Here is a 13,630-nt window from a genome sequence, read left to right as displayed (position 1 = left end):
CCGAGGGGCCGGTCGCCGACCGGCCCCTCGCGTTCGACGTGCTGCGTCAGCCCTTCACGGCGCCGGCCGCGAGTCCTTGCATGATGCGCTGGTTGAGGAAGAGGTAGAGCGCGAGGATGCCGCCCATCGTGATGCAGATCGCCGCGAACAGCGGCCCGTAGTCGAGCTGGCCGTACTCGCCGCTGAAGCTCAGCAGGCCGGCCTGCACCGTGTTGAGCTCCTTGCGGTTCGCGAAGGTGATCGCGAACAGCAGGTCGTTCCAGATCAGGAAGAACTGCACGAGTGCGACGGTGACGACGGCGTTGCGCACCATCGGGAACCCGATCGAGAAGAACGAGCGGATGATGCTCGCGCCGTCGATCGTCGACGCCTCGAAGATCTCCCGTGGAATCGCACGGAAGTAGGTCGCCATCATGAAGATCGTGAGCGGCAGCCCATGACCGACGTAGGTGATGATGAGCGGCCAGAGCGTGCCCGTGAGGTGGATGTTGTAGTAGATCGTGAAGAGCGGCAGCAGGATCATCTGGCCGGGAACCATGATTCCCGCGAGCACCGTGAGCAGCACGGCGTTCCGCCCCTTCCAGACCATCACCTCGAGCGCGAAGCCGGCCGCGACGCCCAGCAGCACGATGAGCAGGAGCGACGGCACGGTGGCCAGCATGCTGTTGCGCACGGTGGTGGCGAGGTTGCCGGCCTCCCACGCGACGGCGTAGTTCTCCCAGTGCCACTCGGACGGCAGCCACCACGACGGCGACGAGATGAACTCCTGGCTCGACTTCAGCGAGTTCATGAACATCCAGAACAGCGGGTAGATCTCGATGACGAGCAGGAGCACGACGACGAGCGCGACGGGCGCGCGCTTGACGTAGTGCAGCGGTCCGCGACTGCGCCGAGGCGGCGGCGGCGCCACGACCGTCGGCTGGGCCACGGTGGAGTCGGTCAGGAGAGCGGTCATGTCCGGGTCCTCAGTTCGTGATGTCGCGACGGGCGGACCGGAAGATGACGATCGTGACCAGCAGGCACATGATCGTCAGCAGGAGCGCGATCGTGCTGCCGTAGCCGTAGTCGCTGAAGGCGAACGCGGTTCGATACATGTAGAGCGTCAGTGGCGTGGTGCTGTTGCCCGGCTGGCCGCCGGTCAGCGCGAGCACCGAGTCGAACACTTTGATGGTGCCGTTGATGCTGAAGATGATCGATGAGAACAGGATCGGCAGCGACAGCGGCACGATGATGTGGCGGAAGAGGCTCCAATGCCGCGCCCCGTCGATGCGTGCGGACTCGATGATGTCCTCGGGGATGTCGATGAGCCCGGCGAAGAGCAGCACGGCGTAGAACCCGACCGATCGCCAGATGTCCATGACGACGATGACCAGGAACGCGGTGTCGGCCTGCCCGAGCCAGTCGACGCTGCCGAGCCCGACGTTGACGAGGAGCTCGTTCACGACCCCGTCTCGCGGGGCGGACTGGAACAGCTTCTGGAAGAGCAGCGCGATCGCGACCGTCGGAACCACGACGGGGAAGAAGACGAGCGTGCGGATGAGCACCGACGATCGCCGCAGCACGAAGATGTAGAGCAGCGCCAGCCCGTAGCCGATGATCACCTGGCCGGCCGTCATCACCACGGCGTACTTGATGGTGAAGAAGAGGGCATCGCGGATGTCGGGATCGACGAACAATCGCGCGAAGTTGTCGATGCCCGAGAACCGGAACCCCTCGAGCGGATTGCCCTTGACGAACGTGTAGCCGAACGACCACACCACCGGGACGAGCATGACGAGCGTGTAGACCAGGAGCGCCGGACCCAGGAGGATCGCGATGGCGCGGCGGTCACCGAGTACGGATTTCATGGTGCCTTTCTGCGCGAGCGATGTGGTGACATCATCTCGCTGGTGGTGTCACGGGTGGTGGATGGCCAGGCCGCTCCACCACCCGTTCGACGGGGAGCCTTCTCGCTCGTCAGCCCGCGTCGAGGTCGGTCTGCAGGAGGCCCATGAACTCCTCGGGGCTCATCTGCCCGGTCACCAGCAGCGAGACGTTCTTCGAGGAGTCCTGGCCGGCCTTCGCGTTGAACAGCGCCTCGAACCAGAGCACGCTCTCGGTGCTGCCCGAGATCCGCTCGTGCACGTCTTGCGTGAGCTGTGGCTGCTCAGCCCAGACCTCGTCGGGGACCTTGAAGCCCGAGATCGTGTTCTGCTCCACGAGTGACATCTCGCCGAAGTTCTCGGTGATGCACTTGACCCACGACTGCACGTTGGGACCGTATGTCGCCGAACCGAACGTCGACGGAAGGCCGACATTCGACGGGTACTGGCCGATGTCACCGGCGCCGCCCTCGACGGCCGGGAACGGCATGAAGCCGACGTTGTCGACGCCGATCTTGTTGCCCTCGGGGTCGTTGATCGCGGTGAGCGCCCACGTTCCCATGTAGAACATCGCGGCGTTGCCCTCGAGGAACTCGTTCTGCGCGCCGTCGTAGTCGAGCGAGGCGATGTTCTCGTTCAGGTAGCCCTTCGCTCCGAGGTCCGCGATCGCCGCGGCCGCTTCGACGTACTTCGGGTCGGTGAGCTTGGCCTCGCCGTCGGCGACCTTTCGGAGCGCATCGGGGCCGAGCGAACGGAAGATGTACCCGCTCAGGAGGCGCGTGATCGGCCAGCCCTGTTCCCCGGATGCCGTGAACGGAAGCACACCATCGGCCTTCAGCGCCTCGGCGACCTCCATGAGTTCGTCCCAGGTCTTCGGCTCCTCGAAGCCGTGGTCGGCGAACAGCTGCTTGTTGTAGAAGATGCCCTCGATGTTGTACTGGAACGGCAGGAAGCTGAAGGCGCCCCCGTACAGCGCCTTGATGGTCGAGATCGCCCCCGGCTCGATCTGGTCGTGTACGCCGAGCTCTTCGAGCGACGTGTCGAAGTCGACGAGCTTGCCGGCGTTCCAGAGCTTCGCGCCCTCTGCCGGGGTGCCGCCCGCGGCGAACATCGCCGGCAGTGCGTCTTGGCCGACGAGGAGCTGGATCTGGCCGTCGAGGTCGGCTTGCGGGATCGAGTTGATCTCGAGCGGTAGCGCCTCGTTCTCGGCCTCGCAGACGCCCGACGCCATCGATTCGAGCACGGGCGGGATGTTGCCGTTCTCGGCGTTGACCAGATATTCGAGCTTCTGCGGGTCGGCGCCTTCGCCGGCGGGCGCTCCGCCGCCGCTGCACGCGGCGAGCACGAGCGCCGACGCGGTGGCCGCGGCGACGAACAGAGAGCGGCGTCCGAGGCGCCGCCATTGTGCTGTGGTCACAATTCCTCCTTGAAGTGCGACGCCCCGTTTGAGACGTTTCAACCGAGATGCTAACTTTGGGCACCGCGGGTGTCAAGGCTGATCATGCAACACGTACCCTGCAATGTCGGCCCACACGGGCGAACGTGGAGTCGGAATCGAGCGGTCAGGCGCAGTCGGGCAATGGTGTGCGTGAAACGTCACAACGCCAGGCGAGGATCGAGCCCGAGATGTGCATGTCGTGACGAGCTGCGCTAGTGTTCTGTTCTTGAAACGTTACAAGATGTTCACCGGACGTGAGGACCTCGAAGGGGAGAGCCGGAAATGAGTTCGATCACCGTCATCGGCGATGGCGTCGAGTGGCGAGCGAAGCACGAGGTGGCGGATCGGCGGCGCGGGAACCGGCGCGAACTGGGCGGGGGCCTGACATGACGCGATTGCAGGGCAAGCGAGCACTCGTCACGGGCGCGGCCGGCGCGCTCGGCCAGGTGATCTGCCGACGACTCGTCGCCGAGGGGGCGGACGTCGTCATCGTCGACCTCGCTCGCGACCGAGCCGAGGCGCTCGCGGCGGAGCTCGGCCATTCCCGCGCCGAGCCCGTGGCCGTCGACCTCACCGATTTCGACGCGGTCGGCGAAGCGCTGACGGCAGTGCAGCGAGAGCGTGGAGTCGACATCCTCGTGAACGGCGCAGGCGGCGGTGCCGTGGTGCCGTTCGCCGAGCTCGACGCCGAGACGTGGCGCACCCAGCTGTCGCGCAACCTCGACACAGTCTTCAACGTCACGCGCTGGGTGCTTCCGGGCATGCTCGATCGGCGCGACGGCCGCATCATCAACATCGCCTCGATCGCGGCGGTCTCGGGTGGGCGGCTCGTGCGCAATGCCACCGCCTACGCCACGGCGAAGGCAGGGGTCGTCGGGCTTACGAAGGCACTCGCCATCGAGGTCGCGGATCGGGGCGTCACGGTGAATGCCCTCGCGCCGGGGGCGCAAGCGACGCCCGGACGCGACCTGGACTCCGCCGAGCGCCGAGCGGCGTTGCTCGACCAGATCCCGACGCGCCTCCTCGGCGAGCCGGAGCACCTCGCCGAGACGATCGTCTTCCTCGCCTCCCCGGCCGCCGTCAACATCACCGGCGTCATCCTGCCGCTCGACGGCGGACATTCGATCTAGGAGCAGTCATGACCGAGCGCCTCGACAAGGGCAGACACTGGTTCGACGCCGTCTATGGCGAGGGGGCCTCCCAAGGCCTCGTCGCCATGCAGCAGGGTCGCGCGCAAGACCTCGCGCGACTCGGCATCGAGTTCAACTTCGGCGACATCTACTCGCGGCCGGGCCTCACGCTCGCACAGCGGGAGTTGCTCTCGCTCGCGTCGCTCGTGACGATCGGTGGCCTCGAGCCGCAATTGCGCGGGCACACCCGCGGCGCCATCCGTGCCGGATGCTCGCCGACCGAGGTACTCGAGACGGTCATCCACGTCGTGCAGTACTGCGGCTTCCCGAAGGCGCTCAACGCGATCCGCGTCGTCACCGACGAACTCGTCGAACTGGGCGTGGAACTGCCCGAACCGCTGGGCGGGAATTGAAACGTCTCGAAGCGCGCCGGTGCGCGCAGATCGCTCGGGTACAGTCATGTCGAGGCGCTCTTCGGAGCCCCGCAGAGGAGGCGTCATGACCAGGGTCGGCATCCGCGAGGTCGCGGGACTCGCCGGCGTCGCCGTCGGAACCGTCTCCCACTATCTCAACCACCCCGACAAGGTCTCGGAAGAGAAGGCGGCACGCATCCGCGCCGCGATCGAGACGCTCGGCTTCGTGCCCAACAACGCCGGCCGTCAGCTCCGGCTCGGCCGGAGTTCGGCGATCGCCTACATCGCTCCGGATGTCTCGAACCCGTTCTTCGCCGAGATCGCCGAGAGCGTCGAGCTCCGGGCGTCGGAACGCGGCGTCTCGGTCTTCATCGCGAACTCGCATCGCAGCCGCGAACGTGAAGACGCGTATCTCGCGCTGTTCGAGCAGCACCAGGTGCTGGGGCTCCTCGTGGCCTCGCACGAGCCGATCGAGGATCGTCTCGCCCGCAGCCGCCAGCGCGGCACGCCCTCGGTGCTCGTCGCGCAGGCCGCCCTCTCCCCCGACCAGCCGTCGGTCTCGCTCGACGACGTCTCTGGCGGCCGACAGGCGGCGCGGCACCTGCTGGAGCTCGGCCGGCGCCGCCTCGCGTTCGTCGGCGGGCCGCTGGGGATTCGTCAGGTCGGCGATCGCCTGACCGGCGCGAGCGACGAGGTCAGCACGGCGGGCAATGCCACACTCGAGGTCATCAACGAGACCGATCGCACTCTTCGCGGAGGCCGGCCGCGCCGCCGAGGCGGTGCTCAGCCGGCCGCCCGAGCTGAGGCCCCAGGGCATCTTCGCGGTCAACGACCTACTCGCGCTCGGCATGATGCAGGCGCTCATCGACGGCGGCGTGCGCATTCCAGAGGACATCGCCCTCGTCGGCTACGACGACATCGAGTTCGGTGAGTCGTCGCTCATTCCGCTGACTTCCGTGCGCGGCCGCCACGAGGAGTTCGGGTCGACGGTCGTCGATGTGCTCTTCGACGTCATCGCCGGAGAGCCGATCGACCCGATCCATCGCGTGTTCGAGCCCGAACTCGTCATCCGGGCGAGCTCGGCAGGTCGACCGGCCTGACCGCTGCGGACTCCGAGCGGCTCCGGCATCCGAGCGCCTTGGCATGGCCCGGCCGGCGAACATTCCACCGGCCGGGCCACCTGCGGAGATGACCTAGAAGTCGAAGTCCCCGATGTTGTCGGCGTTGAAGACGAACGGGTCACCGAGCAGCACGACGCCGTCGGCGCCGACCTCGTACTCGCCGAGCTTGCCGGCCTCGAACGAGTCGCCTTCCTCACCCGTGATCTCGCCCTCGATGAGCGCCTTGGTGGCGTACGCGGCGAGGTAGCCGAGGTCTGCCGGGTTCCAGAGGGCGAACGCCGTGACGGTGCCGTCCTCGACGTACTCGCGCATCTGGTTCGGCGTGCCGAGCCCGGTCAGTGCGACCTGTCCCTTGTACTCCGAGGTCGAGAGGTAGCGAGCTGCGGCCGCGATGCCGACGGTCGTGGGCGAGATGATGCCCTTGAGGTCGGGGTAGGTCTGCAGCAGTGCGGCGGTCTTGTCGAACGAGGTCTGGTCGTCGTCGTCGCCGTAGACGGTCTCGACGAGCTCGATGTTCGGGTGGTTCGCCGCGAGCTCCTCCTCCATGAGCTCGATCCACGCGTTCTGATTCGTCGCGTTGGCGGATGCCGAGAGGATCGCGATCTGGCCCTCGTCACCGATCTGCTCGGAGATGAGGTCGATCTGCGACTTGGCGATGCCCTCTGCGGTGGCCTGGTTGATGAACAGGTCGCGGCAGTCGGCGTTCGTGTCGGAATCGAACGTGACGACCTTCACCCCGGCATCGCGTGCCTCGTTGAGGGCGTCGCAGATGGCCTCGGGGTCGTTCGCCGAGACGACGAGTCCGCCGACGCCCTGCTGCGCTGCCGTCTGGATGAACGTGACCTGCGACGTCGGGCTGGCCTCGGACGGGCCGACCTCGGCGAAGGTGCCGCCGAACTCCTCGATGGCCTCTTCGCCGCCCGCGTTCGACGTGTCGAAGTACGGGTTGCCGAGGTTCTTCGGGAGGAAGGTGATGGCGAGGTTGGCGTCGCCGCCCCCGTCGCCGGCGTCATCGCCGCCGCCGTTGCCTCCGGCCGCGCACCCCGTCAGGATGAGCGCGGCGCCGAGTGCCAGTGCTGTGAACGTCGCGCCCGCGTGGCGACGAGTTCGGTCATGATTGAACATCGTTGTTTCCTTTCATGGTGCCGGATACCGGCCTGTGTGATGTGCAGGTGCTGAGTCAGATCGGCTCTGGTGCGGTCGAACTACGACCCTTCTTCCTCCCGATCGCCGAGATCCGCCTCGAGCGGAGCCAGGCGAGGAAGCTTGCGGACACCACCGAGAGCACGAGGAGCACGCCGGTGATGACGTTGATGATGTCGGAGGTCACCCCGGCGAGGCGGAGGGCGCTGCCGAGCGTGCCGATGAGCAGCACACCCGCGATGACGCCGTGGAGTGCACCGCGCCCACCGAAGATCGAGACGCCGCCGAGCAGCACGGCCGCGATGACCGAGAGCTCCATGCCCGTGGCGTTGTCGCCTCGGGCGTTGCTGTAGAGCAGGGTGAAGTACACGCCGGCGAAGCCCGAGACGGTGCCGCTCACCATGAACAGCAGGAACTTCGTGCGGCCGACGTCGATTCCCGAGAACGCCGCGGCCTCCTTGTTGAGGCCGATCGCGTAGAGGGATCGCCCGAACGGGGTGAAGTGCAGGACCAGGGCGAACGCGATCGCCAGCACGGCGAACGGCACCATGATGCCGGGGATCGGAGTGCCGGGGATGTTGTCCTTCGCGAGGTCGGTCCAGAACTCGGGGAACTCCGTGATCGCGGTGGTGCCGAGCAGGCCCACGGCGATGCCGCGGAACAGCGCGAGGGTGCCGATCGTCACCGCGAGCGACGGGAGGCCGACCACGGTCACGAGGAACCCGTTGAGGCAGCCCGCGATGGTGCCGACGAGGATCGCCGTGATCGCCGCGATGGCGAACGGCCAGCCGGCTTGCGTGAGGATGCCGGTCATCACGCTCGTGAGTCCGACGATGCTCGCCACCGAGAGGTCGATCTCCTCGGTGATGATGATGAGCGTCATCGGCAGGGCGATCAGGAGGATGGGCGCGAGATCCCGCAACAGGTAGGTCACCGTGAGCGGGCTGTCGAAGTTCGGCACGCTCGCGATCGCGGTCACGATGACGATGGCCAGGAGCGCGATGACGGCTGCCTCACGCGTGACGAGCACGCGTCGCCAGGCCGGGTGCGCGTGCGCCTTGTAGGTTCGCACGGTCTGGGTCTCGGGAGCGGTGGTGGTCATCGCTCGACCTCCCTGGCTTCGAGGAGCTTTCGAGATTGTCGGAGGGCGAGCACGCGGTCGAGCACGATCGCGCCGATGATGAGGGCGCCGACGACGGCTCGCTGCCAGAAGTCCTCGATCCCGACGATGGGCAGCGCCCGGTTGATGGTGAGCAGGAGGTAGGCGCCGATGGCGGCACCCCAGACGGTGCCGACGCCGCCCGAGATCGCCACGCCGCCGATGACGGCCGCGCCGATCGCCTGGAGCTCCAGCCCGGTGCCGGCGCCCGAGCTCACGGTGCCGTAGCGCGCGGCGTACAGCACGCCGGCGAGGCCGGAGAGCGCACCGCTCACGAGGAACGCGCCGAGCACATTGCGGGTGACGCGCAAGCCGTAGAGGTGGGCCGCAGCGGGGTCGGATCCGATCGCGTAGAGCTCGCGACCGCTCCTGAGGTTGCGGAGGTACCAGGCCGCGACGATGAGCACGATCGCGGCGATGATCGTGAGGAACGGGATGCCGAGCAGCTGTCCGGTGCCGATGCCGCGGAAGTCGGACGGCAGGTCGGAGGCGTTGACGCGGTCGCCGCCCGCCCATGCCACGTTGATGCCGCGATAGATGTACAGCGTGCCGAGGGTGATCACGAGGGCGGGCACCTTGGCGAAGGCGACGAGCGCGCCGTTGATGAGCCCGAGGAAGGCGCCGAACCCGATGCCCACGACGAACACGAGGATCGGCGGGATTCCCGGGAGGTCGATGAACAGCCGCCCGGTGAGATACGCCGTGAGTCCGAGGACCGAGCCGACCGAGAGGTCGACGTTGCGCGTGATGATCACGATCGCCTGGCCGACGGCGACGAGCAGCAGGAGCGATGGCGTGAGGAGCAGGTCGCGGAAGCCGTCGTTGGAGAAGAGGAACGCCGGGTTGCGGATCGTCGCCACCGCGATGATCGCGATGAGCGCCAGGAGGATTCCGGTCTCGCGCGCCTTGAACGTGCGCCCGGCTGCCCGGGTCACGGAATTGCCGGTGCGCGGCATGGTCGCGGTCACAGCGCGCCCTCCTTCTCTGCGGTCGCGGCGAACATGACCGCTTCGGGCGTTGCTTCGGATCGGGGGAACTCACCCGTGAGGTACCCCTCGCGCATGACGAGCACACGGTCGGCCATGCCGAGCACTTCGGGCAGCTCGGACGAGATCATGAGGATTGCGAGTCCCTGCTGGGCGAGCTCGGAGAGGAGCCGGTGCACCTCGGCCTTCGTGCCGACGTCGATGCCGCGAGTCGGCTCGTCGACGATGAGCACCTTCGGGTTCGTCGCGAGCCACTTGCCGAGCACGACCTTCTGCTGGTTGCCGCCGCTCAGGGTGCCCGTCTCGGCATCGAGCGAGGCCGTCTTCACCTCGAGCCGGCTCGACCACACCGCGGCGGCCTCGTTCTCGGGGCCGCCCCACATGAGGCCGGCCTTCGCGAGCGAGGAGCGGATCGCGAGGGTGATGTTGCGCGACACGCTCTCATCGAGCACGAGGCCCTGCTTGCGGCGGTCTTCGGGAACGAGCGCAAGGCCACGCGCCATCGCGACTCGCGGGTTGTTCTTCGGGAGCGGCCGGCCGTCGACGTGCACGGATCCGCGCTCATAGGGGTCGACGCCGAAGATCGCCCGCACGACCTCGGAGCGACCGGCGCCCACGAGACCCGCGAGGCCGACGATCTCGCCGGCGCGGACGGTGAAGCTGATGTCGTGGAAGACGCCCGTGCGCGTCAGTCCGTCGACGACGAGGAGATCGCCGCCGATCTCCGCCGGGAGCTTCGGGAAGAGCTCCGCGACATCCCGACCGACCATCTGCCGCACGAGCTCGGCGACGCTCGTCTCGCTCATGGGCGTGGTCGCGATGTAGCTGCCGTCGCGCATCACGGTGACCGTGTCGCAGAGTGCGAAGACCTCGTCGAAGCGGTGCGAGATGAACATGAGTGCGCGACCCTCGTCGCGCAGGCTGCGGGCAACCGCGAAGAGCCGTTCGACCTCGACGCCGCTCAGGGCGGCGGTCGGCTCGTCCATGATGAGCACGCGCGCGTCGAGCGAGATCGCCTTGGCGATCTCGATGATCTGCTGGTCGGCGATCGAGAGACCCTCGGTCACGCGGTCGGGGTCGATCGAGACGCCGAGCCGGGCGAAGATCGCCTGCGCCTCGGCACGCATCGCCTTGCGTTCGATGCGGCCGAAGCGGTTCGTGGGCTGGCGTCCCATGAAGATGTTCTCCGTGACGGAGAGGTCGGGGAAGAGCGTCGGCTCCTGGTAGATCACGGCGATGCCGGCGGCCTTCGACTGCGCGGTGGTGTGGAAGTCCACCTCTTCGCCGCGCAAGCGGAACGTTCCCGCATCACGGCGGTAGAGGCCGGCGATGATCTTCACGAGCGTGGACTTGCCCGCGCCGTTCTCGCCGATGAGCGCGTGGATCGAGCCCTCCTCGAGGGTGATCGTGCCAGACCGCAGTGCGACGACGGCGCCGAACGACTTCACGACCCTCGACAGCTCGAGCGCAGGTGGCGCCGACGACGATGCGTCCTCATGCACGGGCACGTCCTCCTCCTTGAGGTGAAACTGATATGAATCGATTCAGGTTCGATTCAGGCATACTCTATGTAGGTCCCGAGCGGCGGTCAAGTCGGCCTCCGCAAATGATCCCGAGCACTCGACGATGAAGGAGCACGGATGGCAGCGGCGAGCATCCGCGATGTCGCCCAGCATGCGGGCGTCTCGGTCGGCACCGTCTCCAATGTGTTGAACCGCCCCGGCGAGGTGTCGGCGGAATCGATGCAGCGCGTGCACCGTGCGATCGAAGATCTCGGCTACGTCCGCAACGATGCCGCCCGCAAGCTCCGCGCCGGAACGAGCAGCACGGTCGGCTTCGTCGTGCTCGACGGACAGAACCCGTTCTTCGGCGACGTCGTGCGCGGCGCGGAAGACGAGGCGTCGAGTCACGGCATCGCGGTGCTCTACGGGAACACCGATGAGGACGTCGCCCGCGAGCGCCTCTACCTCGACCTCTTCGAGGAGCAGCAGGTGCGCGGCGTGCTGATCTCCCCCTACAGCGACATCAACCCGAGGCTCGAGCGCTTGCGCACTCGCGGCATCCCCGCCGTGCTCGTCGACCGCTTCAGCGGCGACGGCCGCTTCAGCTCGGTCTCGGTCGACAGCGTCGTCGGCGGACGGATGGCCGTCGAGCACCTCATCGACACGGGCCGGCGCCGGATCGCGTTCGTCGGCGGACCGTTCGAGATCCGCCAGGTCACCGATCGCCTCGCCGGCGCACGTGTCGCGGTGGAGAACAGCGCCGAGCCGGTCGACATTGAGGTGGTCGCCACTGAGGCGACCACCGTCGCCGAGGGAGCGGCGGCCGGCGTGCGCATCATCTCGCGCCCGCGCCGCGAGTGGCCCGACGCCATCTTCGCGGCCAACGACCTGCTCGCGCTCGGGTTGCTGCAGGCCCTCATCGTCGACGGACGGATGCTCGTGCCCGAAGACATCGCGCTCATCGGGTTCGACGACATCGCGTTCGCCTCCGCCGCCGCCGTGCCCCTCTCGTCGATGCGACAGCCGAGCGCCATGATCGGCCGTACGGCGCTGCGGATCCTGCTCGAGGAGACATCCGACCCCGATCTCATCCCACGCCAGACGGTGTTCCTTCCCCAACTGGTCGTGCGGCGATCGACGGCAGCGAGGGGCACGTCGGGCAGCACGTAGGCGGTGCGCCCGGGTTGCGAAGTTCGAAACGGTGTCGTATCTTGAAACGATTCACAAGGAAACGGAGAGCTCGACGATGAGCACAGGCACGACCGAGCGGGTCTGCTTCCAACTGCAGGTGAAGGCCGACCGATTGGACGAGTACCGGGCGCGGCACGCGGCCGTCTGGCCCGACATGCTGCGGGCGATCGAGGCATCCGGTCGACGCAACTACTCGCTCTTCCTCCGCGACGACGGCCTGCTGATCGGCTACTACGAGGTCGACGACGACGCGGCCGCCCAGGCAGCACTCGCGGCAGATCCACGCACCGTGGCATGGGAGGCCGAGATGGCCGACTTCTTCGTCGCGCTCGACGGCCGCCGCCCCGACCAGGGCGCACCGCGCCTCACCGAGGTGTTCCACCTCGAAGACCAGCTCGCCGCACTCGCCGCCGGTGCGGCATCCGACTCCGCCTCCATCTCCGACCCCGACGACCCCGACGACTCCGAACCGGCCGCGGTCGGCACCGACACAGAAAGCAGCGACTCGTGAGCACCATCTCCACCGAACAGCTCGCCCAGCTCGAGCAGCAGGCCATCGAACTCCCGTCATGGGCGTTCGGCAATTCGGGCACCCGCTTCAAGGTGTTCGGCACGCCGGGCACCCCGCGCGATCCCTTCGAGAAGATCGCGGATGCCGCGCAGGTGCACAAGTACACGGCGCTCGCGCCCACCGTGGCCCTGCACATCCCGTGGGACAAGGTCGATTCCTACGATGACCTGCGCAAGCACGCCGAAGACCTCGGCGTCGGCCTCGGCACGATCAACTCGAACACCTTCCAGGACGACGACTACAAGTTCGGCGCGCTCACCCACGAAGACGCCGGCGTGCGCCGCAAGGCGATCGACCACCACCTCGAGTGCGTCGACATCATGCACGCGACGGGATCGCGCGACCTGAAGATCTGGCTCGCCGAGGGCTCCAACTACCCCGGCCAGGCCGACATGCGCGGCCGTCAGGACCGCCTGCAGGAGTCACTGCAGGAGATCTACGCGCGCCTCGGCGACGAGCAGCGCCTCGTGCTCGAGTACAAGTTCTTCGAGCCGGCGTTCTACCACACCGACGTTCCCGACTGGGGAACCTCCTACGCCCAGGTCGCCGCCCTCGGCGACAAGGCCAAGGTGTGCCTCGACACGGGCCACCACGCGCCTGGCACGAACATCGAGTTCATCGTCATGCAGCTGCTGCGCCTCGGCAAGCTCGGCTCGTTCGACTTCAACTCGCGCTTCTACGCCGACGACGACCTCATCGTGGGCGCCGCCGATCCGTTCCAGTTGTTCCGCATCCTCGTCGAGGTCGTGCGCGGCGGTGGCTTCAACAGCCCCGACGTCGCGTTCATGCTCGACCAGTGCCACAACATCGAGGACAAGATCCCCGGCCAGATCCGCTCCGTGCTGAACGTGCAGGAGATGACCGCTCGCGCGCTGCTCCTCGACCACGAGGCGCTGCGCACGGCCCAGCTCTCGGGCGACGTGCTCGCCGCCAACGCCGTATTCATGGACGCCTTCTACACCGACGTGCGCCCGGCGCTCGCCGAGTGGCGCGAGTCGCGCGGCCTTGCCGCCGATCCGATGGCGGCGTACGCGGCATCCGGCTACCAGCAGCAGATCGCGGCCGACCGCGTCGGCGGCACGCAGGCCGGATGGGGCGCCTGAGGTGGCCATCG

14 protein-coding genes are annotated in these 13,630 nt (G+C 67.6%); 7 read left to right on the top strand and 7 right to left on the bottom strand.

Annotated elements, in window-relative coordinates:
• Positions 1–46 precede the first annotated feature (46 nt).
• The 3 genes from QFZ29_RS19625 to QFZ29_RS19615 all read right to left on the bottom strand — a co-directional run bounded on the left by QFZ29_RS19625 (position 47) and on the right by QFZ29_RS19615 (position 3,279).
• The gene (locus QFZ29_RS19625; protein WP_306896300.1) at positions 47–955 is read right to left on the bottom strand and encodes a carbohydrate ABC transporter permease; all 909 of its coding nucleotides are present in this window, start codon (positions 953–955) and stop codon (positions 47–49) included.
• Between the two features lie 10 nt (positions 956–965).
• Positions 966–1,847: a carbohydrate ABC transporter permease gene (locus QFZ29_RS19620; protein ID WP_129522018.1), complete on the bottom strand. Its 882-nt coding sequence runs from the start codon at positions 1,845–1,847 to the stop codon at positions 966–968.
• Between the two features lie 109 nt (positions 1,848–1,956).
• Entirely contained in the window at positions 1,957–3,279 is a 1,323-nt protein-coding gene (locus QFZ29_RS19615; protein ID WP_306896297.1) for an ABC transporter substrate-binding protein, read from the bottom strand.
• Between the two features lie 407 nt (positions 3,280–3,686).
• On the opposite strand from QFZ29_RS19615, the gene QFZ29_RS19610 reads away from it, so the two are divergent.
• From QFZ29_RS19610 to QFZ29_RS19595, 4 genes are all read left to right on the top strand, one after another.
• Positions 3,687–4,430, top strand: a complete 744-nt coding sequence (locus QFZ29_RS19610; RefSeq protein ID WP_306896295.1) for an SDR family NAD(P)-dependent oxidoreductase — start codon at positions 3,687–3,689, stop codon at positions 4,428–4,430.
• A gap of 8 nt (positions 4,431–4,438) precedes the next feature.
• Positions 4,439–4,843: a carboxymuconolactone decarboxylase family protein gene (locus QFZ29_RS19605; RefSeq protein ID WP_306896293.1), complete on the top strand. Its 405-nt coding sequence runs from the start codon at positions 4,439–4,441 to the stop codon at positions 4,841–4,843.
• A gap of 85 nt (positions 4,844–4,928) precedes the next feature.
• Complete coding sequence (locus tag QFZ29_RS19600) at positions 4,929–5,774, top strand: LacI family DNA-binding transcriptional regulator (RefSeq protein WP_373426248.1); 846 nt, start codon at positions 4,929–4,931, stop codon at positions 5,772–5,774.
• Positions 5,659–5,943 carry a substrate-binding domain-containing protein gene (locus QFZ29_RS19595; RefSeq protein ID WP_373426280.1) on the top strand — a complete coding sequence of 95 codons (285 nt, stop codon included), beginning with the start codon at positions 5,659–5,661 and terminating at the stop codon, positions 5,941–5,943. Before QFZ29_RS19600 ends, QFZ29_RS19595 begins: the two co-directional genes overlap by 116 nt.
• A gap of 93 nt (positions 5,944–6,036) precedes the next feature.
• Here QFZ29_RS19595 and rhaS read toward each other — a convergent pair whose 3' ends face one another.
• The 4 genes from rhaS to QFZ29_RS19575 are packed head-to-tail and all read right to left on the bottom strand — an operon-like array spanning position 6,037 to position 10,760.
• Entirely contained in the window at positions 6,037–7,089 is a 1,053-nt protein-coding gene (rhaS, locus tag QFZ29_RS19590) for a rhamnose ABC transporter substrate-binding protein (protein WP_306896291.1), read from the bottom strand.
• Between the two features lie 55 nt (positions 7,090–7,144).
• Entirely contained in the window at positions 7,145–8,209 is a 1,065-nt protein-coding gene (locus QFZ29_RS19585; protein WP_306896288.1) for an ABC transporter permease, read from the bottom strand.
• On the bottom strand, positions 8,206–9,222 hold the full coding sequence (locus QFZ29_RS19580) for an ABC transporter permease (protein ID WP_306896826.1): 1,017 nt from the start codon (positions 9,220–9,222) through the stop codon (positions 8,206–8,208). The genes QFZ29_RS19585 and QFZ29_RS19580 overlap by 4 nt, the downstream gene beginning before the upstream one ends.
• Positions 9,223–9,230: 8 nt before the next feature.
• Entirely contained in the window at positions 9,231–10,760 is a 1,530-nt protein-coding gene (locus QFZ29_RS19575; protein WP_373426247.1) for a sugar ABC transporter ATP-binding protein, read from the bottom strand.
• 132 nt (positions 10,761–10,892) lie between these two features.
• On the opposite strand from QFZ29_RS19575, the gene QFZ29_RS19570 reads away from it, so the two are divergent.
• The 3 genes from QFZ29_RS19570 to rhaI all read left to right on the top strand — a co-directional run bounded on the left by QFZ29_RS19570 (position 10,893) and on the right by rhaI (position 13,619).
• Positions 10,893–11,924 carry a LacI family DNA-binding transcriptional regulator gene (locus QFZ29_RS19570; protein ID WP_306896285.1) on the top strand — a complete coding sequence of 344 codons (1,032 nt, stop codon included), beginning with the start codon at positions 10,893–10,895 and terminating at the stop codon, positions 11,922–11,924.
• A 76-nt stretch (positions 11,925–12,000) separates the two neighbouring features.
• A complete protein-coding gene (locus QFZ29_RS19565) occupies positions 12,001–12,456 on the top strand; it encodes an L-rhamnose mutarotase (RefSeq protein WP_306896283.1) in 456 nt (151 codons plus the stop codon).
• Positions 12,457–12,461: 5 nt separating this feature from the next.
• The gene (gene rhaI / locus QFZ29_RS19560) at positions 12,462–13,619 is read left to right on the top strand and encodes an L-rhamnose isomerase (RefSeq protein WP_373426279.1); all 1,158 of its coding nucleotides are present in this window, start codon (positions 12,462–12,464) and stop codon (positions 13,617–13,619) included.
• Positions 13,620–13,630 lie beyond the last annotated feature (11 nt).

Origin of the sequence: Agromyces albus, assembly GCF_030815405.1 — a bacterium.
GTDB classification, from domain to species: domain Bacteria; phylum Actinomycetota; class Actinomycetes; order Actinomycetales; family Microbacteriaceae; genus Agromyces; species Agromyces albus_A.
This window is presented reverse-complemented; position numbering and strand designations above follow the sequence as displayed.